This is a genomic window from Pseudonocardia sp. TRM90224 (genome assembly GCF_021245725.1).
Taxonomy (GTDB): Bacteria; Actinomycetota; Actinomycetes; order Mycobacteriales; family Pseudonocardiaceae; genus Pseudonocardia.
Window position 1 is genome coordinate 24,863 of sequence record NZ_JAJGSX010000048.1, and the last position, 21,255, is coordinate 46,117.

At 73.6% G+C, this 21,255-nt stretch carries 18 protein-coding genes; 7 read left to right on the plus strand and 11 right to left on the minus strand.

Features of this window, described 5'->3' with window-relative positions; translation table 11 throughout:
* Nucleotides 1-8 precede the first annotated feature (8 nt).
* The 6 genes from LL648_RS37510 to LL648_RS37535 are packed head-to-tail and all read left to right on the plus strand — an operon-like array spanning nucleotide 9 to nucleotide 7,337.
* Nucleotides 9-1,376 carry an aromatic ring-hydroxylating dioxygenase subunit alpha gene (locus LL648_RS37510; protein ID WP_232667645.1) on the plus strand — a complete coding sequence of 456 codons (1,368 nt, stop codon included), beginning with the start codon at nucleotides 9-11 and terminating at the stop codon, nucleotides 1,374-1,376.
* Nucleotides 1,369-3,006 (plus strand): class I adenylate-forming enzyme family protein, encoded by a 1,638-nt coding sequence (locus tag LL648_RS37515; RefSeq protein WP_232667646.1) that lies wholly within the window; start codon nucleotides 1,369-1,371, stop codon nucleotides 3,004-3,006. The genes LL648_RS37510 and LL648_RS37515 overlap by 8 nt, the downstream gene beginning before the upstream one ends.
* Nucleotides 3,003-4,412, plus strand: coding sequence for a 3-isopropylmalate dehydratase large subunit (locus tag LL648_RS37520; protein WP_232667647.1), 1,410 nt, complete (start codon nucleotides 3,003-3,005; stop codon nucleotides 4,410-4,412). The genes LL648_RS37515 and LL648_RS37520 overlap by 4 nt, the downstream gene beginning before the upstream one ends.
* Nucleotides 4,409-5,038: a 3-isopropylmalate dehydratase small subunit gene (locus LL648_RS44875; protein WP_305080813.1), complete on the plus strand. Its 630-nt coding sequence runs from the start codon at nucleotides 4,409-4,411 to the stop codon at nucleotides 5,036-5,038. The genes LL648_RS37520 and LL648_RS44875 overlap by 4 nt, the downstream gene beginning before the upstream one ends.
* Complete coding sequence (locus LL648_RS37530; protein ID WP_232667648.1) at nucleotides 5,035-6,267, plus strand: 2-isopropylmalate synthase; 1,233 nt, start codon at nucleotides 5,035-5,037, stop codon at nucleotides 6,265-6,267. Before LL648_RS44875 ends, LL648_RS37530 begins: the two co-directional genes overlap by 4 nt.
* Nucleotides 6,264-7,337 (plus strand): DUF3179 domain-containing (seleno)protein, encoded by a 1,074-nt coding sequence (locus LL648_RS37535; RefSeq protein WP_232667649.1) that lies wholly within the window; start codon nucleotides 6,264-6,266, stop codon nucleotides 7,335-7,337. Before LL648_RS37530 ends, LL648_RS37535 begins: the two co-directional genes overlap by 4 nt.
* Before the next feature lie 397 nt (nucleotides 7,338-7,734).
* Here the strand turns inward: LL648_RS37535 and LL648_RS44880 are convergent, their stop codons facing one another.
* Genes LL648_RS44880 through LL648_RS37560 form a run of 5 tightly spaced genes read right to left on the minus strand, consistent with a single transcriptional unit; the run spans nucleotide 7,735 to nucleotide 13,307 of the window.
* Nucleotides 7,735-9,081 carry an FAD-dependent oxidoreductase gene (locus LL648_RS44880; protein WP_305080814.1) on the minus strand — a complete coding sequence of 449 codons (1,347 nt, stop codon included), beginning with the start codon at nucleotides 9,079-9,081 and terminating at the stop codon, nucleotides 7,735-7,737.
* Nucleotides 9,078-9,935 carry an aminoglycoside 6-adenylyltransferase gene (locus LL648_RS37545; protein ID WP_232667650.1) on the minus strand — a complete coding sequence of 286 codons (858 nt, stop codon included), beginning with the start codon at nucleotides 9,933-9,935 and terminating at the stop codon, nucleotides 9,078-9,080. The genes LL648_RS44880 and LL648_RS37545 overlap by 4 nt, the downstream gene beginning before the upstream one ends.
* The gene (locus tag LL648_RS37550; RefSeq protein WP_232667651.1) at nucleotides 9,929-11,113 is read right to left on the minus strand and encodes a cytochrome P450; all 1,185 of its coding nucleotides are present in this window, start codon (nucleotides 11,111-11,113) and stop codon (nucleotides 9,929-9,931) included. Before LL648_RS37550 ends, LL648_RS37545 begins: the two co-directional genes overlap by 7 nt.
* On the minus strand, nucleotides 11,110-12,297 hold the full coding sequence (locus LL648_RS45570; protein ID WP_232667652.1) for a nucleotide disphospho-sugar-binding domain-containing protein: 1,188 nt from the start codon (nucleotides 12,295-12,297) through the stop codon (nucleotides 11,110-11,112). The genes LL648_RS37550 and LL648_RS45570 overlap by 4 nt, the downstream gene beginning before the upstream one ends.
* Entirely contained in the window at nucleotides 12,294-13,307 is a 1,014-nt protein-coding gene (locus tag LL648_RS37560; protein WP_232667653.1) for an aminotransferase class I/II-fold pyridoxal phosphate-dependent enzyme, read from the minus strand. Before LL648_RS37560 ends, LL648_RS45570 begins: the two co-directional genes overlap by 4 nt.
* A gap of 83 nt (nucleotides 13,308-13,390) precedes the next feature.
* On the opposite strand from LL648_RS37560, the gene LL648_RS37565 reads away from it, so the two are divergent.
* On the plus strand, nucleotides 13,391-14,257 hold the full coding sequence (locus LL648_RS37565; RefSeq protein WP_232667654.1) for a TauD/TfdA dioxygenase family protein: 867 nt from the start codon (nucleotides 13,391-13,393) through the stop codon (nucleotides 14,255-14,257).
* A 30-nt stretch (nucleotides 14,258-14,287) separates the two neighbouring features.
* Here the strand turns inward: LL648_RS37565 and LL648_RS37570 are convergent, their stop codons facing one another.
* The 6 genes from LL648_RS37570 to LL648_RS37595 form a co-directional block, all read right to left on the minus strand.
* The gene (locus LL648_RS37570; protein ID WP_232667655.1) at nucleotides 14,288-15,994 is read right to left on the minus strand and encodes a prenyltransferase/squalene oxidase repeat-containing protein; all 1,707 of its coding nucleotides are present in this window, start codon (nucleotides 15,992-15,994) and stop codon (nucleotides 14,288-14,290) included.
* Nucleotides 15,984-16,946: a UbiA family prenyltransferase gene (locus LL648_RS37575; protein ID WP_232667656.1), complete on the minus strand. Its 963-nt coding sequence runs from the start codon at nucleotides 16,944-16,946 to the stop codon at nucleotides 15,984-15,986. Before LL648_RS37575 ends, LL648_RS37570 begins: the two co-directional genes overlap by 11 nt.
* 32 nt (nucleotides 16,947-16,978) lie before the next feature.
* A complete protein-coding gene (locus LL648_RS37580) occupies nucleotides 16,979-17,983 on the minus strand; it encodes a polyprenyl synthetase family protein (RefSeq protein ID WP_232667657.1) in 1,005 nt (334 codons plus the stop codon).
* On the minus strand, nucleotides 17,980-18,960 hold the full coding sequence (locus LL648_RS37585) for a methyltransferase (RefSeq protein WP_232667658.1): 981 nt from the start codon (nucleotides 18,958-18,960) through the stop codon (nucleotides 17,980-17,982). Before LL648_RS37585 ends, LL648_RS37580 begins: the two co-directional genes overlap by 4 nt.
* The gene (locus tag LL648_RS37590; RefSeq protein WP_232667659.1) at nucleotides 18,957-20,153 is read right to left on the minus strand and encodes a cytochrome P450; all 1,197 of its coding nucleotides are present in this window, start codon (nucleotides 20,151-20,153) and stop codon (nucleotides 18,957-18,959) included. The genes LL648_RS37585 and LL648_RS37590 overlap by 4 nt, the downstream gene beginning before the upstream one ends.
* Nucleotides 20,154-20,700: 547 nt before the next feature.
* Nucleotides 20,701-21,252, minus strand: a complete 552-nt coding sequence (locus LL648_RS37595; RefSeq protein ID WP_232667660.1) for an AMIN-like domain-containing (lipo)protein — start codon at nucleotides 21,250-21,252, stop codon at nucleotides 20,701-20,703.
* Nucleotides 21,253-21,255: the final 3 nt, after the last annotated feature.

Here is a 21,255-nt window from a genome sequence, read left to right on the forward strand (position 1 = left end):
GGAGCCAGATGCTGACGTCCGCGGACAACGAACGCCTCACCCGGGTGGGTCCGGGTACCCCCATGGGCGAGCTGATGCGCCGCTACTGGCACCCGATCGCCCCCGCCGCGGAGCTGGACGCGAACCCGCTGCGCACCAAGGAGATCCGGCTGCTCGGCGAGGACCTCGTGCTCTTCCGCGACCGCAGCGGACGCCTCGCGCTGCTCGACCGCTTCTGCTCGCACCGCCGCGTGAACCTCGCGACCGGGATGGTCGAGCAGGACGGGATCCGCTGCCCGTACCACGGGTGGAAGTTCGGCATCGACGGCACGTGCATCGAGCAGCCCTTCGAGCGCACCACCACCGGCAACGACGCCTTCGCGGCCAAGTGCGGCATCGCCGGCTACCCCGTGCAGGAGCTGGCCGGGCTGGTGTGGGCCTACCTCGGGCCGGCCCCGGCGCCGCTGCTGCCCAGGTGGGCGCCGCTGGTGTGGGACGAGGCCGTGCGCGACATCTCGATCGCCGAGCTGCCCTGCAACTGGCTGCAGTGCCAGGAGAACTCGCTCGACCCGGTGCACACCGAATGGCTGCACACGAACTACCCGAACTACATGCGCCGCATCACCGACATGGGCGAGGAGACCCGGTTCGAGGGGCTCGGCCCGACGGCGGGCAAGCGCCACCTCAAGATCAGGTTCTACGACTTCGAGCACGGCATGGCGAAGGCCCGCATGGTGGAGGGCGACACCGGCGAGGAGGAGGACTGGACGGTCGGGCACCCGGTGCTCTTCCCGCACATCCTCGTCACCGGCTGCCAATTCGCCTACACGATGCAGTTCCGGGTGCCGATCGACGACACGCACACCAACCACATTTCGCTCTACATCTTCCCGACGGCTCCCGGCACCCGCGCACCCGAGCAGAAGTCCGTTTCCTACCGGTACGTACCGCTGAAGGACGAGCTGGGCAACTGGATCGTCGACTACAGCTTCAACCAGGACTACATGGCGTGGGTCGAGCAAGGCGAGATCGCGCAGCGTGACCAGGAGAAACTCGGCACTTCGGACGTCGGGATCATCCGGTACCGCCGGCTGCTGCTCAACCAGCTCGACGCACTGGAACGCGGCGAGGAACCGATGAACGTCTTCCGCGATCCGGCCCTGAACGAGTGCGTCGATTTCCCGCGCGAGCGCATCAAGCACCGCATGCTGACCCGGCCCATTTACAAACCCGGGCCGGGTGAGGTCACCGGGATCGCCGGCGAGTACGGCTGGAGCTCCGACACCCACCTCATCGAGGCGGCGCTGGCCACCTGGGACACGATCCCCGAGCACGCGCGCCCGCCGCGCGCAGCGGAGCCGGCGAGCCCCGTCGTGGAGCCGGTGGCCAATGTCTGAGCCGGTGGGCCGGTGGCCGCTGGTCCCGTTCGACGACCGGCTCGCCGCGGCGCTCGCCGCCGGGCCGGCCGACGCGGTGGCCGTCGTCGACGAGGACGCGTCGCCGCCGCGCACCGTGACGTTCGCGCAGCTGCGGGCGATGGTCGAGGAGTTCCGGGCGCAGCTGGTCGCGCTCGGCGTCGGGCCGGGGCACCTGGCGCCGATACTGGCCAGGCCGTCCCCCGAGTGCGTCGCGCTGATCCTCGCGCTGCTGCGCGAGCGGGCGGCGTTCTGCGTGCTCAGCGAGCGCTTCACCGCGGTGGAGCGCGTCGACCTGGTCGAGCGGATGCAGCCCGTCGGGCTCGTGGTGGACGGCCCCGGGGCCGCGCTCATCGCCCAAGAGGAGGGCTACCACCCGATCCTGCTGGAGGTCGCGGGTGCGGACCGACCGGCGGGCTGGGCCCACCCGGTGCTGTCGCTCTCCGCGCCGGTCGCCCCGCCTGCGCCGCGCACGGGGTCGGCGGCGTTCGACGGCATCGCGCACGCGCACTTCTCCTCGGGCTCGACCGGGGGCCCCAAAGCTGTCCTGGGCACCCGCGACGGGCTCTCGCACTTCGCCGACGTCCAGATCGACGGCTGCGGCCTCACCGCGGCCGACCGCCTGCTGTGCATCGTCGGCTTCGGCAGCAACCTCGGCCTGGTCCAGATCTTCAGCGCGCTGTTCTCGGGGGCGTCGCTGCACCTGACGCGGGCGCGCGACCGGGCACTCGGGGAGATCATCCGCCGGGCCGGGATCACCGGGCTCGGCGGCTCGACCCCGCTGTGGACAGCGGCGCTCGCGGCGACCGCGGGCCACGACACCCTGTTCGGCGACGTGCCCACCCTGCGTTACATCTCCACCGGCGGGCTGCACATGCCGCGCACCCGCTTCAGCGAGCTGATCACGCGGCTCGGCGGAGACGTCGCGGTCTACGAGATCTTCGGGCAGGCCGAGGTCCGCCAGATGACGCACTTCCCGATCTCCGCCGCGGAGCACACCCCGCGGTTCGGGAGCGTCGGGCGAGCGGTGGCGGGGTCGCACCTGTTCGTCACGATCGACGAGGAGACGGTGGCGCCGACGGGCACCGTCGGCGAGGTCGCGCACTGGGGGCCGGGGGTGATGGCGGGCTACCTCGGCCGGCCGGAGCTCACCGCCACCGTGCTGCGCACCCACGCCGCGTTCCCCGGCCGCACCGTCGTCTACACCGGCGACCTCGGCTACCAGGACCACGACGGCTACGTCTTCCTCAAGGGCCGTGAATCGCGCGCCGTGCAGATGGAGGACGGGCAGACGGTGTGGCCGGCGACGGTCGAGGACGCGCTGGCCACGTTCCCCGGGATCACCGACTCGATAGCTGTCGGAGTCGGGTCCGGCGGTCGCACCGTGCTGGCGGCCGCGGTGGTCGCGACCGGTGCCGTCGATCCGATTGCGGTGCGCGAGCACATCGCCGCCCAGCTGCCGGCGCAGGCCGTGCCGGTGCACATCGCGGTGTGGCCGGCTTTGCCGAGCACCCCGAACGGCAAACCGGCCGTCGCGCTGATCACCTCGCGGCTGGCCGCCGAGTTGGTTGCCGAATTGACGACCGAACTGTCCGGCGACAGGGCCGGATGAAGACCCGACGGCCCCGCACAACTCGACCTCCCCGCACAACTCGACGGCAGAGCGTCGTCGAGAAGATCTGGGCCCGGCACGTCGTCGCCGAGCTCGCGGGCGGAACGGCCCTCGTGCACATCGACCGTGTGCTCGTGCACGACCGCGGCGGCGGGCTGACCCTGCGCAAGCTGACCGACGCCGGGCGGCCGGTCGCGCGGCCCGCCGCCGTCGTCGCGACGGCCGATCACGTGGTCGACACCCGCCCCGGACGCACCGGCGCGAGCGAGGTGCCCGGGGGCGAGGTGCTGCTCGCCGAGCTGCGGGCGGGCGCGCGCCGGCACGGGCTGCGGCTGCTCGACGTCGACGACCCCGGCCAGGGGATCGTGCACGTGATCTCGCCGGAGCAGGGCATTGCGTTGCCCGGGTTGACGCTGGTCTGCAACGACAGCCACACCGGCACCGTCGGCGGGATCGGCGCGCTGGCCTGGGGTGTGGGCACGACCGAGCTGGAGCAGGCGCTGGCCACCGGCTGCCTGCTGATGGCGCCGCCGCGCCCGATGCGCGTCGAGCTGACCGGCATCCGTCCCGCGGCCGTGACGGCGAAGGACGTGGCGCTGCACCTGGCCGGTGTGCTCGGCGAGGACGGCGCCGCGGGCTGCACCGTCGAGTTCACCGGGCCGGTCGTGACCGGGATGTCGGTCGAGGAGCGGCTCACGCTGTGCAACCTCGCGACGGAGCTGTCCGCGCGCACCGCCGTCGTCGCGCCGGACGACACGACGATCGAGTACGTCGCCCGCACGCCGCTCGCCCCGCGGGGTGAGCTGTGGGACGCGGCGGTGGCCGAGTGGACCGCGCTACGGTCCGATCCCGACGCCGAGTACGAGCGCACCGCCACCGTCGACTGCGGCGCGCTGCAACCGCAGGTCACGTGGGGAACGAGCCCGGCGCAGGTGATCGGTGTCGGCGGCCGGGTGCCGGCCGGGCCCGAGCGCGCGCTGACGTACATGGACCTGCGGCCGGGACAGCCCCTGCTCGGCCTGCCGATCTCGGGTGCGTTCATCGGCTCCTGCACCAACGCGCGCATCTCCGACCTGCGGGCGGCCGCCGCGGTGCTGCGCGGGCGGACGGTGGCGCCGGATGTGCGGGCGATCTGCGTACCCGGCTCGGGCGCGGTGCGGCGGCAGGCCGAGGCCGAGGGCCTGGACGTGGTGTTCCGCGCAGCCGGGTTCTCGTGGCGGGAGGCCGGGTGCTCGATGTGCTTCCACGCCGGGGGCGAGTCGTTCGCCGGGCAGCGTGTGGTGACCTCCACCAACCGCAACTTCGAGCACCGGCAAGGCGCCTCTGCCCGGTCGCACCTGGCCAGCCCGGCGACGGTCGCGGCGTCCGCGGTGGCCGGGGCCATCGCCGATCCGCGGGTGCCATGAGCTCGGCCATCGGGAAGGGGCCCGTGCGGTCGGGGCTGGTGGCCCCGCTGCTGCTCGACCACGTCAACACCGACGTGATCATCCGTTCCCGGGACATCCCGCCACGCGCGTCGGACGACTTCGGACGGGCCCTGTTCGCGTGCTGGCGCGAGGGAACCGGCGAGACGTTCGTGCTCGACCGGCCGGAGTACCGCGGCGCGTCGATCCTGCTCGCCGGGGCGAACTTCGGCTGCGGCAGCTCCCGGGAGGCCGCGGTCTGGGCGTTGCGCGACGCCGGGTTCGACTGCGTCGTCGCGGCCGGGTTCGGCGCGATCTTCCGCGCGAACTGCGTGCAGAACGGGATCGTGCCGGCTGTGCTCGACCCGGCCTGGCACTCCGAGCTGGCCGCGCTGGCGACGGCCGGGCCGGTCGAGGTGACCGTGGACGTCGAGCGGCTCGCCGTCGTGCTGCCGGACGGGCGGGCCGCGCCGTTCCCGCTGGACCCCCTCCAGCACCTGCAGCTGGCCACCGGCCGCACGGCCATCGACCTCATCGACGAGCACACCGCCGCCATCGCCCGGTTCGTCGACGACGACGCGCGGCGCCGGCCGTGGGCCGTACCCACCACTTCAGAGGAGGCGCAGTGACGTCTGCCGACCGGCCGAAAGCAGCCGCATCGCGCGGCGAGGTCGTGATCTGGGAGGAGTGCGCCCGCGACGGCGCGCAGGCCAAGACGATCATGAGCGGAGCCGAGCGGGTGACTGTGGCCCGGCGCACCGGGGCGATCTTCAGCGCCGCCGGTCCCGACCACGTGATCTTCGCGGCGGGCTTCCCCGCGATCGGGCCGCAGGAGGTGCGGGCGATGCGGGAGCTGGCCGAGGAGGTCGAGAACTGCTCGCTCGCCTCGCACGGCCGCGCCACCCGGCACGACATCGAGCTCGGGCTGACCGCGTTGCGCGACGCCGCGCACCCGCGGGTGACGTTCTGGATCCCGGTCTCGGACGCCGTGGCCCGCACGCTGGGCATGGCGTCGAAGGAGGCCGCGCTGGCCCGCGGGCTCGACTGCCTGGCGTTCGCGCTCGACATCGGCGGGGGTGTGCCGGTGGACGTCGCGCTCGTCGACGCCCGGCCCGACGATCCCGGGCCCACCGTTGCCGCGATCGAGGCGCTGAGCAGCGCCGGCGCGGGGATCCTGAAGGTCTGCGACACCGTCGGCCGGTTCTTCCCCCGCCAGACGGCGGCGTTCCTGCAGGTGGTCGGGTCGCAGGCCGGCGAGGCCACCGTCGGCGTGCACCTGCACAACGACCTCGGGCTCGCGCTGGCCAACAACCTGGAGGCGGTGGCTGCAGGCGTGCGGGTGGTGGCGTCCTCGTGGTTGGGCCTCGGCGAGCGCACCGGGCTCGCCGCCACCGAGCAACTGCTCGTGGCGCTCTCGGGCGTGGTGGGCGCGCCGGAGTCCGCGCTCGGGACGACCGGACCGCTGTGGGCGAGCCCGCCCGACCTGCACGGTGTGGTGCCGACCGCGCACGAGGTCAGCCGGGTGACGGGGGTGCCGATGAAGATCACCGACGCGGTTGCGGGGCCCGGGGTGAACACGATCTCGACGGGCACCCCGTTCCTCGACCGCGATCTCTTCCGCCCGTTCGACCCGCTGGCGGTGCTCGGGGTGCGGCCGCACGTCGAGGTGACGCAGCTGGCCAGCCGGCGGGTGCTGCAGGCCGTGGCGGCCGAGCGGGGCGTCGAGCTCGACGACGCGGTGCTGGACGCGGCGTTGCAGTGGGTCAAGGAGACGGCGTACGAGCGCAACACCTCGATCGTCGACAAGGACGAGCTGTTCGCGTTCGTCGCCGGGCTGGTCGCGGTGGGTGCGCGATGACTGCGGATTCGGGGACTGAGGGCTTCTCGCCGGACGTCAAGCGGCCGTGGTTCCTGCCCCTCAACAACCCCGCGGTGGTGGCCGCCGACGCCGCCGCGCACATGCGCGGCGACGACGCGGTGGTCGGGATCCTGGTCGGCGACCAGGCGCGGGCCTACCCGTGGTGGGTGCTCGCGAACTACCACCTCGTCAACGACACCCTGATCACGTCGGACGAGCCGGGCGGCTACCTCTGGTCGGAGTCGATGACCGCGGACGGCGAGCCCGGCTACCCCTGGTACCCGACCGCGCCGGTTGTGGTCACGCTGTGCGAAGCGTGCAGCGCGACCTCCGCCTTCGTGCCGGTGCCGCCGGGCGACCGCGATCCGCTGGTGTTCACGCTGGTGGAGCGGGCGGAGGCGGAGTACCGGGCGCTCGGCACGTTCACGATCGCCGACCTCACGAGCCAGAGCCGCTGGCACCCGTTCACGGGCCGCGCACACAGCGGGCCGCGCAGCGGGGCGCAGCTGCCGCGGCTGCCCGCCTTCGTCGACCACTGGGCGAACTGGGTGCGCGACCACCCCACGACGACCGTCGTGCTCGCCGGCGAGGAGATGCGGCAGCGGCCGCACGTGCGCGACCTGCCCGGCGTGCTCGACCCGAACGCCGCGCACACCTCCCTGCGTGAGGTGCGGCTGCGCCAACCCGAGCTCGTCGACCACCGGCTCCCGTCGGCCGAGCTGGTGCTGGGCGTCGGGGACGCGGAGGCGGGGGAAGCGGTCGCGGTGCCGCTGGCGGTGCTGCGCAAGCACGGCGGGCTGCTCCAGCGCGACGTGGGCGGCCGGCCGCGGCTGTTCACGCTGGCCGGCGACTACCGCGGGCTGGTGCTGGACGGGCCCGGCGCGACGTTCACCGTCGTCGGCAACGAGCCGCTGCGGCTCGCCGACCCCGACGGTGGCCTGTGGGACCACCTCGGCCGGTGCCTCTCGGGGCCGCGGGCCGGCGAACGGCTGCCGCTCGCCGCCGACGGCTACGTGTCGAAGTGGGGGGAATGGAGCCTCGCCCACCCGGGGGCCGAGATCGCGGGGTGAGGAGACCGACCTCGTAGCCGGCCAACGGAGGGTCAGGAAAGTGGCTTTCCTGGCACCACAGGACAGGAAAGCCACTTTCCTGGCACCACCGCGAACACCCCGAGGACGGCGGGCGAGGGAAGGGCGACGGCTCGCTGCAGGAGGTCGCGAGATGAACCACAGCGCCCTTTGATCATGTTTGGACGGCGCTGAGGTCGATCTCGGCGCGGTGGCCATGTCAGTCTGACCGAGACCACTCTCCTGCTCTGGTGAGCTGGACCCATCGCCCGAAAGCGCCGTTCACGCGGCTCACCCGTGGGTCGGGAGGGCAGGAAAGCCACTTTCCGGCCCTCACAGGGCAGGAAAGTGGCTTTCCTGCCCTCACCGGCCCCGCCTCCCGCGTCCGACACCACCTGGGTCACGTCGCCGACCGCGGTTGGAGTGCGCCCTCCCCCACCCCACCGGCCACTGGCGCCCGGCGCGCCTTCAGGAGCACGTCCAGCACCATCCCCGGGCGGCGGAGCTCGGCCGGGTCCATGATCAGGTGCTGCACCGACGTGAAGACCCTGCGGATCGCCGGGTCCACCATGGACGCGAGCTGCACGCGCCGGGCGTAGGCGTTGAGCAGCGCGATCCCGCGCGGGCGGGCGCCCTCGGTCTGCGGGTAGGCGAAGTCGCCGCCGGAGGCGAACTGCCACGGCGTCGCGACGATGCGGGCCGCGCGCCGGTAGAAGTCGAGCACCAGGTCGGCTGTGGCCGTCGAGTGGGTGGCCAGCGCGTCGCGGAGCGCGCCGGCCTCCATCGCCGCGCACGTCATGCCTTGCCCGTAGATCGGGTTGAAGCTGCAGACGGCGTCGCCCAGCGCGAGGTAGCCGGACGGGACGTCGCGCAGCTCCTCGAAGTGGCGGCGCCGGCTGACGGGCAGCGTGCAGACGGCGACGTCGGTGAGCGGCTCGCAGCCCGTCACGATGCCTTCGATGCCGGGGTGCGGGAGCGCCGTGGCGTGCGCGTCGAACCCGGCCGCGTCGCGGGGGAACGCGCCGTGCCAGCCGCCGAGCGACACGAGCCACCGGTCGTCCTCGACGGGCAGCACCAGCCCGGCCCGCAGCTCCGCGGGCGGGTCGGGCAGCGCGAACGCGGCCTCGTACTCGCCGAGGTCGGCGGGCTTGCGCCGGTACAGCCTGGTCGCGTACCCGACCCCGATCGTGACCTCCGTGACCCGCGGAACCGCGTGCCCCAGCTCCCCCAGCCACCGCTGCGACCGCCCGCCGCGCCCGCTGCAGTCGACGACCAGGTCGGCGTCCAGCACACTGCCGTCGTCGAGCCCGACGCCGGTGATGCGCGTCCCGTCGTCGACGAGGCCGGTCACCGCGCGCCCGCCCCGCACCTCGACGCCGGGCAGCGCCAGCACCCGCCGCCGGATGGTGCGTTCGAGCAGCGGCCGGCTCGCGGTCACCAGCCGCAGCGGGGTATGGACGCGCGGCCAGATCGCGCCGAACCGGTGGAACGCCAGGCTCATGCCGGGGTCGAACCGGACGGCGCCGGCCGCGACCAGCTCGTCCATCAGGTCCGGGAAGAGCGTGCCGAGCGCCCGCTGGCCGGCGACGAGCAGGACGTGGCCGTGCCCGCCTTGCGGCACCCCCCGCCGCGGCACCGCGGTGTCGGCCACCTCGTCACGATCGACGACCACAACACTGCCGTGGTCCGCAAGCGCGCGAGCGGCGGCGAGGCCCGCGACACCGGCGCCGATCACGACGGCCCTCATGACCACACCACCGTGACCCTGCGCAGCAGCTCCTCCACGCGTTCACGGAGGTGGCGATCCGCCGGCAGGGGGAACTCGAACCCGCTTGCCGCCGCCACCTCACCGGCAACCCGCCAGAACAGGTCGAGCGACGAGGTGAACGCGCGCCGCGCGTCGGCCGCGTCGAACCGCCCGAACACGTCGTGGACGGCGACCCACAGCTCGGGCGCCAGCCACGACGGCATGTCGCTGCCCAGCCCCGTGTCCTCGACCCGGTGCCCGCCGATGATCGTGGCGTGCCACTCCAGCATGCGCAGGAGGTGCGCCTTCGCCACCCAGTCGCGCGACTTCGCCTTCCACAGCTGGCCGCGGGCGATGTACTTGGGCACCCGCAGCCCGTCGAACCAGAAGCCGTCGACGAGCCTGCGGAACTCCGCGGCGGTGAGCCGCCCGCGGTCGGGCCACTCCCCGCGCGGCGCCGGCAGGCCGCGCGTGAGCCCGTCGCGGTCGAGCAGCACCCGGTATCCGCAGTCCCAGCCGGGGCTCAGCACGCCGCTCGCCACCATGTCGCCGATGCGGCCGGCGTCGACGACGCTCATGTCGACGGTGGTGCCGCCGGCGTAGACGACGCTCCACACCGGCAACGGCGCGAGCGTGTATGCGGTCCAGACCTCCCCGAAGTCGCGCCACCACGTACCGCCGAGCAGCTCGGGCGTCACGTCGGCGAACGTGATCTCGATGTCCACATCGGACATGTCGTCGACGCGGGCGGCCGGCTGGGCGAGCGAGCCGGTGAGCACCACCGCCCGCACGTCGGCCCGCGCCGAGCACCACGTGACGATGCGCTCGACCATCTCCTCCTGCGGGGTCACCACGTGAGCGGCAGGGTCTGGACCTGGCGGACCACCAGGCCGTCGACGAACACGATCTCCGACTCGGGCACCGCCAGCCGGACGTCGGGCAGCCGGCGCGCGATCCCGGCCAGCGCCTCCTGCAGCTCCATCCGCGCGAGGTGGATGCCGAGGCAGCGGTGCACGCCCGCGCCGAAGCCGAGGTGCGGGTTGGCCGGCCGGTCGACGTCGACGCGGTGCGGGTCGGGGAACACCGCCGGATCGCGGTTGGCCACCATGAAGGCCGGCAGCACCACCGCGCCCGCCGGGACGGGCACCCCGCTGAGCCGCACCTCCTCCAGCGTCACCCGAGGCTGCATGACCCCGGTGATGCCGACCTGCACGAACCGGGAGAGCTCCTCGACCGCGCTCGGGATGATCTCCGGATTCCCGACGATGCGCGACCACAGGTCGCGGTGGTGCAGCAACGTCATGAGGAACAGGTTGATCTGGTTGGTCGTCGTCTCGTGCCCACCGATGAGCACGCCGATGCACACCATGAGCATCTCGCGCTCGGTCAGCCGCCCGTGCTCCTCCTGGGCCAGGACCAGCTCGCTGATCAGGTCGTCGCCGGGGTCCTTGCGCCGCGATTCGATCAGCTCGGCGATCCCGGCGACCGCCGTGTTCGTCCGCTCCGGGTCGCGGTTCCAGTCCCCGACCATGACGTCGGACCACTCCTTGCACCGCTCCCGGTCCTTCGGCGCGATCCCCATCAGGTCGCAGATCACCCAGACCGGCAGCGGGGTGGAGAAAAGCTCCACGAGGTCCACGGGACACGGCCGCTCGACCATGCGGGAGAGCAGCTGGTCGACCATCGCCCGCACCGCGGGCCGCAGCCGCTCGACCCGCCGCGGGGTGAAGGCGTGCGCGACGACGCGCCGCAGCCGGGTGTGCTCCGGCGGGTCCAGCCCGATCAGCGACTCCGTCTCCATGGCACCCAGCTCCGCGACGGGCGGCCGCTCGGCCCGCCGGATCTCGCGGCTGAACCGGCGGTCGGTGAGCGCGAGCCGCACGTCCGCGTAGCTCGACACCAGCCACGCCGGCGTGCCGTCCGCCATCCGCACCTCGACGACCGGCTGGTCGCGCTGGAGGTCGACCAGCTGCGGGAGCGGCTCGTAGATCGACGGCGGCTCGGGGAGGGGGAACGGGAGCGGCCTGCTCATGCGGTGGTCTCCAGTCGTCGAGCGTTGGGTCGGTGGTGGGCCACCTGCTCCAGGTGCAGGACGGTCGCGGCCGGCGCCGGTCGCGCCTCGATCCGCCGCCACAGTTCGGTCGCCATCGCCCGCCGGCCGGGGTCGGCGAGCAGCGCGGCCACGGCGTCGCGAACCGCACCCGGGGCGGCACGTTCGACGGGCAGCGCGGTGCCGGCCCCGGTGCGGGCGACCCGCTCCGCGTTGAAGTGCTGGTCGGCGATGGCGGGCACGATCAGCTGCGGCACACCGCACGCCGCGGCGGTCATCGTCGTGCCGGCGCCGCCCTGGTGCACCACCGCGGCGCAGTGCGGCAGCAGCAGGTGCAGCGCGAGCTCGCCGGCGCACACCCGGACGTTGGACGGCAGCGCGACGCCGGTGAGGTCGACGCCGCTGAGCGCCAGCACCACCTCCACGTCGAGCTCCGCGATCGCCCGCACCCCCGCGACCAGGTCGAACTCGACGTCCATGCCGATCGCGGCCATCAGCGTGCCGCGGGTGAGGCAGACGCGAGGGCGCTCGGGCGGGCGGCGCAGCCAGCCGGGCAGCACCGCGGCGCCGTTGTAGGGGACGAACCGCGTCGGCACGGACGCCACCGGCAGCGGCACCTGCATCGGCGGCGGGCAGGGGTCGAGGGTGAGCGTGCCGTCGAGCTCCACGGCCGCCGGGTCCATCCCGAGCCCGTCCACCAGCGGACCGAGCACCGCGTCGGTGTCGAGCCGCAGCCGGGTGCCGTGGTCGGGCCCCCACAGCAGCCGCACGCTCGGCACCCGCATCGCCGCCGCCGCAACGGCGGCCGCGAGGTTGCCCGGCTCGTGCAGCACCAGGTCGGGGCGGTGGAACCGGCCGAACTCGACGAGCTCCGGCAGCATCGCCTCCGCGTACCGGAACGCGACCCCGCCGGCAGTGATGGTCGGCGGCAGCCCCTCTACACCGTGATCGTCCGAGATCGGCCCGACCTGGCCTGCGGCCACCGCGGCGAAGTCGAGGAGCCGGCCCACCGGGACCGCCGGCAGGCCGGCGCCGGTGATCACGTCGACGAGGTCGGGCGGGCCGGCGACCACGACGTCGTGCCCGGCCGCGCGCAGCGCCCACGCCAGCGGGACCAGCGGGTACAGGTGCGACCGCCAGCCCCACGTGACGACGAGGACCCTCACCGGGAGCCCGCCACGGCCAGCACCCGCGCGTTGTCCGCCGCGCTCCCGACCGTGAGGCGCACCCCCACGCCGGGGAAGCAGCGCACGAGGATCCCGGCGGCGGCGCAGCGGGCGGTGAACCCCTCGCTGTCCGGGCCGAGAGGCAGCCACAGGAAGTTCGTTTCGCTCGGGGCGACGGGCAGCCCGGCGGCGACGAGGTCGGCGCGCAGCCGGTCGCGGGTGTCGCGCAACTCGGCGGCGCGACGTGCGGCCGTCTCCTGCACGTCCGGTTCGAGGCACGCGATCGCCGCGGCCTGGGCGAGCCCGCCCGGGTAGAACAGGATGCTCGCCATCCGCACCGAGGTGGCGATCCGGGCCGGGACCACCGCGTAGCCGATCCGCAGCGCGGCCAGCCCGTGCGCCTTGGAGAAGGTGCGCACGACGCAGACGTTGTCGTGCGCGCCGCGCAGGGCCAGCCCGTCGGCCCAACCCGGATCGGCACAGCCCGGATCGCTGACGTAGTCGCGGTAGGCCTCGTCGATCACGACGACGACCTCGGCCGGGATCCGGGCCAGGAACTCGGTGACCTCGGCCTGCGTGAGCGCAGCCGCAGTGGGGTTGTTCGGGTTGCAGAGCAGCACGCACCGGGTCCGCTCGGTGACGGCGGCGGCCATCGCGTCGAGGTCGTGGGCGAGCCCGGCCAGCGGCACGGGCACCGACCGCGTGCGCGCATTGGCGATCATCAGCGGGTAGCCCTCGAACGACAGCGCGGGGTGCACGACCTCGCTCCGGCCCGGGTCCAGCGCCTGGATCACCAGCTGCGTGAGCCCTGCGGATCCGGGCCCGAGCACCAGCTCGCCCTCCGGCACGTCGAGGTGCTTCGCCAGCGCCGTCCCGACGTCGGCCGCGCGGAAGTCGGGGTAGCGCTGCATCCTGGCCGCGGCCGACCGGACGGCGTCGAGCACGGCCGGCACCGGGCAGTACGGCGACTCGTTCATCGAGAGATCCGCGGTCGAAACGTCATCGGTCATGCCTGAAGTCCTTTCCTTGCGTCGAGGCTGATCCGCGGAGTATTGATGGGACACCCCGTCACAACGACGTCGAAACGAGCGTGATGCATTTGTCGACCATTGCCCGGATCACTGTCGAACCCGCCGCGGGCGCCCTCGGAGCCACCATCGAAGGGGTCGATCTCGAAACGCTGACCGACAGCGGGTTCCGCGAGATCAAGCAAGCCCTGCTCGATCATCTGGTGATCTTCATCGCCGGTCAGGAACACGTTTCCCCGGAGGCGCACATCGCTTTCGGGGCGCGGCTCGGTCAGGTCGTGCCGCATTCCCACCTGCCACGACTGGAGGGCTATCCGGACATCGTGGTGATCAACTCGGAGGACGGCGGCAAGGTCGACGTCTGGCACACCGACATCACCTACGACCCGACCCCGCCGCTGGCCTCGGTCCTGCGGCTGGTCCGGCTGCCGCGCCGGGGCGGCGACACGATGTGGAGCAACCAGTACCTCGCCTACGAGCAACTGTCCGCACCCATCCGCGATCTGCTCGACGGGTTGACCGCCGTGCACAGCCAGCCCGGCAGCGAATCGACGAGGCGGGCCGAGCACCCGGCGGTGCGGGTGCACCCGGAAACCGGCCGAAAAGCGTTGTACGTCAACAGGTTGTTCACCTCACACATACCGCAGCTGAGCCGCGGGGAAAGTGATGCACTGCTCGAATACCTCTTCGCATTCGCCGAGCGGCCCGAACTCACGTGCCGCCACCGGTGGCAGGCCGGCGACATCGCGGTGTGGGACAACCGGGTCACCCAGCACTACGCGCTCAACGATTACCGGGAACCGCGGGTCGGGCATCGGGTGACCGTTTTCGGGGACGACCTGAACGGCGGCCCGCCACGCTGGCCGGACTACCGGCCGTTGCCGGGGCAGCGGTACTGGCCGGCCCGGGTCAACGCGCGCGAACAGTACTGAACGAACTGACGGCCGGGGGCCCGCGCGTGCTCACGCCGGGCCTCCGTCCACCGCCGACCGGTACGCGCCGAGCGCCCGGATCGCCGACCCGCGGGTGATCGCACCGTTCGGGTAGTGCATGTGGTGGCGGATGTAGGCGCACACCCGGCTCGCCGGCCAGTCGCCACCGGGGCGCTGGGCGTCGACCAGCCAGTCGATCCCCCGCCGGATCGACTGCGACCCGGGCGCGACACCGGCCGCGAGCAGCGCCGACAGCGTCCACGCCGTCTCCTCGACGGTGCCGGGCGAGCCAGTGGAACCGGCGCCGTCGCCCCACGATCCGTCGGCGAGCTGGGTGTCGAGCAGCCAGCGCCGCGCGCGCTCGGCGACCGGCCCGCCGCCGCGCCCGGCCGTCGCGAGCGCGGTGAGCACCATCGCCGTGCCGGACGTGTGGTCGCGGTACCAGAGGTTCTCGAACGTGCCGTCGGTCGCCTGCTGCGTCTGCAGCCAGTCCAGCGCCGAGCGCACGGCGTCGTCGTCGGGCCGGTGGCCCGCCTCCAGCAGGGCGACGACGCACTGGCTGGTGATCGCCGGGCACGGGCCGTCGTTGGCCAGCTTCGTGTTGCGCACCCACAGGCTCCAAGAGCCGCGCTTGTCCTGCCGGTCGACCAGCCAGTCGAGGCCGCTGCGCAGCACCGGGTCGCGCTCCCGGTCCGGGAAGCCGGCCAGCGCGGCAAGGATCTCCGCCGACTCCAGCGTCACCGGCCAGCCGTGCGCGCCGGAGAAGCTCCACCCACCCGGCGGGCAGGCCAGCACCGTGAAGGCATCGCGCTGCTGGGTGCGGTGGAAGAGGTCGCGGGTGCGGTCGAGCCGCTGGTCCAGGCCGTAGCCCGCCGCGAGCAGCCCGGTCGCGGCGAACGCCGAGCGCGTGAGATCCAGGTTGGACACCGCGTCCCAGGCGCCGTCGGGCCGCACGGAGCGGCGCAGGAACCCGACGATCGCGGTGACGATGCCGGGTGCCCGGCCGGCGCGCGCGAGCCCGAGGCACACGAGCGCGGCGGGCCACGGGTCCTCGCTGAACGCGCCGGTCCGCTGTTCGTGCTGGTGCACGGCGTCGAGCAGGCGCAGCGCGGTGGGCACGGCCAGCCGGTTGGTGAACCGGCGCACCCGGCCCGGCGGGTCGATCGCCGCCTGCATCAGCGCGAGCCCGAGGAACGGCGCGGTGCGGAACGAGATCCGCCTGCGGCGCACCGGGCCGGCCAGCACGACCTCGAGCGGGAGCCGGCGCAGGCTCGCCGCGGGCGCGAACCCCGCGAGCACCTGGAACTGCGCGCACAGGTGCGCAACAGCAAGATCGGTGACGGCGGCGACCCCGCCCAGCGCGGCCAGCCCCGCACGGCCGCGCTCGATCGCGGCCACGCTCCCGTCCGGCGCGACGATCTGCAGCGCGGCCACCGCGACCGAGGTCGCCACCGCCTCGCTGCCGGCGCCGACGACCCCGCCCCAGCCGCCGTCGTCGTGCTGGACCTCGCGCAGCCACCGCGCGCCGGCGGCGATCAGTGCCGCCGAACCGGCCGGGTCGGCGGCGTGCAGCGCGGTGATCGCGCCGGCGGTGCCCAGCGTCGACGCCGGCGGGTCGTCACCGAACGCCCCGTCGGCCTGCTGCCGCCGGAACAACTCGTCGGCGCCCGCGGCGATGGCCGCGCGCACGCGCCCTTCACGCAGGCCGGGGTCGTCCAGGAGGGGTTCAGGCTTCATCGCGGGCAGTCCTCTCCGGCCCGTCCAGCGGGCCCAGCTCGTACCACGTCCGCATCCGGCGTTGGGTCCACCAGGTCAGCGCGACCATCGGCACCAGCAGCGCCACCGCGGGCACCGGCCCGATGCCGAGCCCGACGACGGCGGCCGCCAGCCCCAGCCGTTCGAGCACCAGCACCTCGTGCGCGCGCAGGGCGACCCGTGCGGGCAGCGCCGCACGCAGCCGCACCAGCGGCGCGAAGGCAAGAACACCGACGGCGGCCACTACCGCCAGTACGGCCAGGTGAGCGGGCTGCAGGCGGCCACCGACCGCGGCAGCTGCAACGGCGAGCCCGTAGAGCGCAACCGCCGTCCACACCCCGGCCGCGGTGCCGCGCTCCACCGGGAGCGTCCGGTAGCCGCCGGCCCGGTCGCCCACGACATCGCGCAACGTGCCGACCACATTGGACGCGGTGTCGTGCAGGCAGAACGCGAGGGCGAACACCAGCACACGCCAGTCGAACGCGGGCACGATCGCGGCGCCGTAGAGGAGCGTGAGCGCGCCGAGCAGCCCGCGGACCAGGTTGCCGGCGAGGCCGTTCGCCTTGAGCCACCCGCTGTAGGCGAGCACACCCGCGACCGCCCCGGCGGCGATCAGGCCGGTCACCCAGCCGGCCGCGGTGGCGAGCGCGCCGACGGCGATCATCCCTGCGACCCCGCAGGTGAGCGCCGTTCGCGGGGCGAGGCGGCCGGACGGGATCGGCCGGTGCGCCTTGCCGATGGCGTCGAGGTTGCGGTCGAGGTAATCGCCCAGGTAGTGGGCGGCGAGCCAGCCGAGGGTGGGCGTCGCCCACGCGACGGCGAGCCACCACGGCCGGTGCTCACCGGCGAGGCCCGCACCGGCCAGCCCGAGCAGCCCGACGTACCAGACCGTGTACGGCCGCCAGGTCTCCACATGGGCGAGCGCCGCGGTCATGACCCGACCCGCCCGAGACCCCGCCGGCGCCGTCACGGGTCGGCCCTCGCCGCCCACGTGACCACGGATTCCAGCACGTCACGGCTCCCCGACGGGTCGAGCGCGCCCAACCGGGCGAGCGCCTGCTCCCCGTAGTGCGCCGCCTGCTCCCGCGCCAGGTCCAGCCCGCCGGTCTCGGCAAGCATCGCGCGGAACGCGGCCAGCTCGCCGGGGCGGGCCGAGCGGCGCGTCAGCGCCACCGCGAGTCGTCTGCGGGTGGCCGGCTCGGCCGCCTGGTAGGCCAGCAGCACCGGGAGCGTCGGGCGGCCGTTGGCCAGGTCGCTGGTGACGGGCTTGCCCGAGGCGCTGCTGGTGAGCGTGCACGCGAGCAGGTCGTCACGGATCTGGAAGGTGATCCCGAGCAGCTCGCCGTACTCCCCCAGCCGCGTCGCCAGCGCCCCGTCGGCGCCACCGAGCAGCGCCCCGACCTCGCAGACCGCGCGGAACAGCGCACCCGTCTTCAGCTTGGCCACCGCGAGGCAGCTGTCGACGTCCACGGTCGGGTCCCCGACCAGCCGCGACTCCAGCACCTGCCCCCGGCACAGGTCCGAGCCCGCGGCGGCGAGCGCCGTGACCGCCGCCGCCGTGGCACCGGCCGGCAGCCGGGCCGAACAGCTGGTCGCGATGGCCTCGAACGCGGCGAAGATCAGGTGGTCGCCGGTCACGATGGCGTCAGGCACACCGTGCGCGGCGTGCACCGACGGACGGGACCGCCGCACGTCGTCGCCGTCGATGATGTCGTCGTGCACCAGCGTGGCGACGTGCACGTACTCCATCGCCAGCGCGGCCGGCAGCACGTCGTCTGGATCGCCGCCGACCGCCTCGGCGCAGGCGAGCGTCATCAGCGGTCGCAGCAGCTTCCCCGGCGGCAACAGCGCGTAGCGGCCGAGCGCCGTCAGGTCGTCGGCACCGGCCGGCCACCGGCGCTCGATCTCCGCCCGCAGCAGCCGCTCGGACCGGGTCGCCGTCGGGTGGTCCGTCCGGATGAGGATGGTCATGAGCGGGCGGCGAGGTCGAGGACGACGAGGCCGTCGGCGCCGCGCAGGACGTCGGCGAGGGCGAGCCCCGCCGAGCCGGCGAGCTGCTCGAACTCGGCGACCGTCCGTTCCCGGCCACCCACGGTGACCAGCATGTTCAGGTCGAAGTGCGGGTTCTGGCCGGTCTGGAGCACCTCGACGACGAGCACCCGCGGCGCCGCGGCGGCGCAGTGGCCGAGGATGGTCCGGGCGGGCGCGTCGGGCCAGTCCGAGAGCACGCGCGAGACCACCACGACGTCCGCCGCCTCGGGCAGCGGCTCGAAGAAGCTCGCGGCGACGAACCGGGCCCGCTCGGCCACCCCCATCTCGGTGAACGTCGACATGGCCGCGACCTGCGACGCCGAGCGGTCGACCAGCACCCCGCGCAGGTGGCCGTGCTTGGCGAGGACCTCGGCGAGCAGCCCACCGTTGCCGCCGCCGACGTCGAGCACCGTCGCGGCGCCGGCCCAGTCGACGAGCCGGGCGACCTGCGGTGCGGTGCGCCGCTGCTCGGCGCGCATCAACGCGTCGAAGTACTCGCGCGCCGCAGGCGTCTCGTCCAGGTCCGCCCACAACGTGAGGCCGTGCACCGCGGCGTAGCCGGGCTCGCCGGTGCGCACGGAGTGCAACAGGCCGGCGTAGGCCATGTCCATGCGGAAGCCGAGGCCGTCGAGGTCGAGCCACTGCCGCCGTCCGATCGGCCCGCCGTCGCGCAGGAGCCGGCCGACGTCGGTCAGCTCGAAGTGCTCCGGCCGCGTCTCCGCCAGCACTCCCCTGCGGACGAGGTAGCGCAGCAGCTGCCCGAGCGCTGCCTGGTGCGTGCCCGTCGCGGCGGCCAGGTCGGCGAGCTCGTGCCGGCCCTCGTCGATCCGATCGGCCAGTCGCAACGTGGCGGCGACCCGGACGGCGAACGGACCGGCCAGGTCCGACATCTCGCGCAGCAGCTGCTCCGCCGTCATGCCCACGCCACCGGGAACGCCTTGAGCCCGCAGTTGATCCGCTCGTGGCGCCACGGGAGCTCGTCGATCTCGACGGCCGGGCGCAGGTGCGGGAAGCGGCGCAGCAACGTCGCGATCGCGATCTCGACCTCCATCCGGCCGAGCGCGGCCCCGAGGCAGAAGTGCGAACCGGTGCCGAACGTCAGGTGCTGGCCCCAGGGCCGGTCGAGGCGCAGCAGGTCCGGCTCCGGGAACTTCGCGGGATCGCGGTTCGCCGCCCACGGCAACGGCATCACGACGTCGCCCGCCTGCAGCGCGACGCCGCCGAGCTCGACCGGCGCCACCACCGTCAGCTCGAAGAACGTCGGGCTGAGCGAGGTGAACCGGAGCAGCTCGTCGACGGCGGGCGGGATGAGGCCGGGATCGGCGCGCAGGCGCTGCATCACGTCGGGGTGCTGGAACAGGGCCCGCATCCCGACGCTGATCGAGCTGATCTCACGGCCACCGACGAGCACGGTGACGGCGAGCCCGATGATCTCCTCGTCGGTCAGCGAGGGGTCGTCGGCTTGCGCCTCCACCCACGCCGAGAGCAGGTCCGTGCCGGGTGCGGCCCGCTTCTCCGCGAGCCGGGCGCCGAGGTAGGCGCGCATCGCGCGGGTGGGGTCCGCGGTCTCGGTGACGGCATGGGTGTCCACGGCCATCATCGCCGTGTCCCACTGGGCGAAGCGTTCGCGGTCGGCTGCGGGCACCCCGAGCAGCTCGCTGATCACGATCGCCGGGAGCGGCACGACGAGGTCCGCAACGAGGTCGCCGGGGCTGCCGCGCTCCACCATCGCGTCGAGCAGCTCGTCGGTGATCGCCTGGATGCGGGAGCGGAACGCCTCGATGCGGCGCGGGGTGAACGCGCGCGCCGCCAGCCGGCGCAGCCCGGCGTGCGCGGCGCCGTCCATGCCCAGGTTGCGGACCGGGCAGCCGTCCGTGACCTCGGCGCCGGTGTCGAAGGGGCCGCCGCTGCGCCGGAAGCGGACGTCGGTGAGCACCTCGCTCACCTCGTCGTAGCCGAGGACCAACCAGACCAGCCGCCCGCCGGGCAACCGGACCCGACTCACCTTCTCGTGCTCCACCATCTGCAGCAGTTCATCCGGCAGATCCCCCCGGAAGACCTCGAACGGATAATCGCGGATCTCCCGCCGGACCGTTGCACCGCTGCTCATCGCACCCCGTTTCCCCGCAAATAGGTCATGCCCCGAATGCGCGCACGACACAAGTCGCACCGACACGACAGCCGCACCGATTGCGCGCATGCGGCGGACCGCACCCACGGAGCGCGCACCGAATGGACCGACGGCATCGGCGCGGATGCGCACACCACCGTCGCCTGCCCGAGCGCCATCGACCAACGCTCTCGTATACCGCGCTGACCAGCACGAACACCGCACCCGAGCCGGCAGCTACACAGGCGCCCCTCTACACCTGACAACCAGCCGGCAGCGACTCAGCCGCGATCGAAGGAGCGCTCAAAGGCTCACGGTGATCGACGATCCCCCGAAGTTCGCCGTTCTGAATACCACCCTGCGGGCCCGACCCCGCAACTCTCTCCCCCGAGCGAATTGCGGGCTGCGCTCTGACCATCCGATCTTCGAACCATCGTGTCGAACGGCCTGTCCATGGACGCTAGCGAGGCCCGCGGATCCTGCGAATCGGCCGAACGTGTGGTCCTGATTCACATTCCGTATCCCGCAGTGACATGTCGCGGACCGCTCACCACTGGTGCGCGACGTCCACAACGAGCCGGGGCGGGTCCTCGAGGTGCAGCACCCGGAACGGCAGGCGCGCGCGGACACCCAGGCCCACGGTGGTGTCCCCCTCCCACGAGTTCGCCCACGCCACCTGCCGGAACGTCCGCCAACCCGTGACGTCGACCATCTCGGTGAGGTCGGCCGGGTGGTAGGTGACGTTCCACGCCTCGTCGTAGGCCGGGTTCCCGGCAACGACCACGAGGAACGCCCCGCCCCGCAGGGGCACCGGGTCACCGGTCGCGTCCGCGCTCACCTCGGGGACGTACTCGACGTAGTAGCGGCCCGCCGCCTGCACGTCGAACACGAGGCGGTCGAAACAAGCCTGCTGCTCGCCCCGCACGTCCGTCACCGACGAACCGGTCCCGGCCGTCGCCCGGGCCGGGGCCGGGGCCGTCTTCAGCTCCGACCCCCACGTGATCCCGCAGTTGGGCTCCGCGGCGGCCGCGGCGCTGGCCGGGACGAGCGCCGCGACGGCAGCGACCACGAGCGCGATGCGGCAGAGCCTTCGTCCCATGAT

Bases quoted from the DNA above. Each gene is read 5' to 3' on its own strand.
- LL648_RS44880 (WP_305080814.1), bottom strand. From the start codon at position 9,081: ATGAGGGCCGTCGTGATCGGCGCCGGTGTCGCGGGCCTCGCCGCCGCT.
- LL648_RS37575 (WP_232667656.1), bottom strand. From the start codon at position 16,946: ATGACCGCGGCGCTCGCCCATGTGGAGACCTGGCGGCCGTACACGGTC.
- LL648_RS37585 (WP_232667658.1), bottom strand. From the start codon at position 18,960: ATGACGGCGGAGCAGCTGCTGCGCGAGATGTCGGACCTGGCCGGTCCG.
- LL648_RS44875 (WP_305080813.1), top strand. From the start codon at position 4,409: ATGAGCTCGGCCATCGGGAAGGGGCCCGTGCGGTCGGGGCTGGTGGCC.
- LL648_RS37595 (WP_232667660.1), bottom strand. From the start codon at position 21,252: ATGGGACGAAGGCTCTGCCGCATCGCGCTCGTGGTCGCTGCCGTCGCG.
- LL648_RS37535 (WP_232667649.1), top strand. From the start codon at position 6,264: ATGACTGCGGATTCGGGGACTGAGGGCTTCTCGCCGGACGTCAAGCGG.
- LL648_RS37520 (WP_232667647.1), top strand. From the start codon at position 3,003: ATGAAGACCCGACGGCCCCGCACAACTCGACCTCCCCGCACAACTCGA.
- LL648_RS37580 (WP_232667657.1), bottom strand. From the start codon at position 17,983: ATGACCATCCTCATCCGGACGGACCACCCGACGGCGACCCGGTCCGAG.
- LL648_RS37550 (WP_232667651.1), bottom strand. From the start codon at position 11,113: ATGAGCAGGCCGCTCCCGTTCCCCCTCCCCGAGCCGCCGTCGATCTAC.
- LL648_RS37570 (WP_232667655.1), bottom strand. From the start codon at position 15,994: ATGAAGCCTGAACCCCTCCTGGACGACCCCGGCCTGCGTGAAGGGCGC.
- LL648_RS37590 (WP_232667659.1), bottom strand. From the start codon at position 20,153: ATGAGCAGCGGTGCAACGGTCCGGCGGGAGATCCGCGATTATCCGTTC.
- LL648_RS37565 (WP_232667654.1), top strand. From the start codon at position 13,391: ATGCATTTGTCGACCATTGCCCGGATCACTGTCGAACCCGCCGCGGGC.
- LL648_RS37560 (WP_232667653.1), bottom strand. From the start codon at position 13,307: ATGACCGATGACGTTTCGACCGCGGATCTCTCGATGAACGAGTCGCCG.
- LL648_RS37510 (WP_232667645.1), top strand. From the start codon at position 9: ATGCTGACGTCCGCGGACAACGAACGCCTCACCCGGGTGGGTCCGGGT.
- LL648_RS37515 (WP_232667646.1), top strand. From the start codon at position 1,369: ATGTCTGAGCCGGTGGGCCGGTGGCCGCTGGTCCCGTTCGACGACCGG.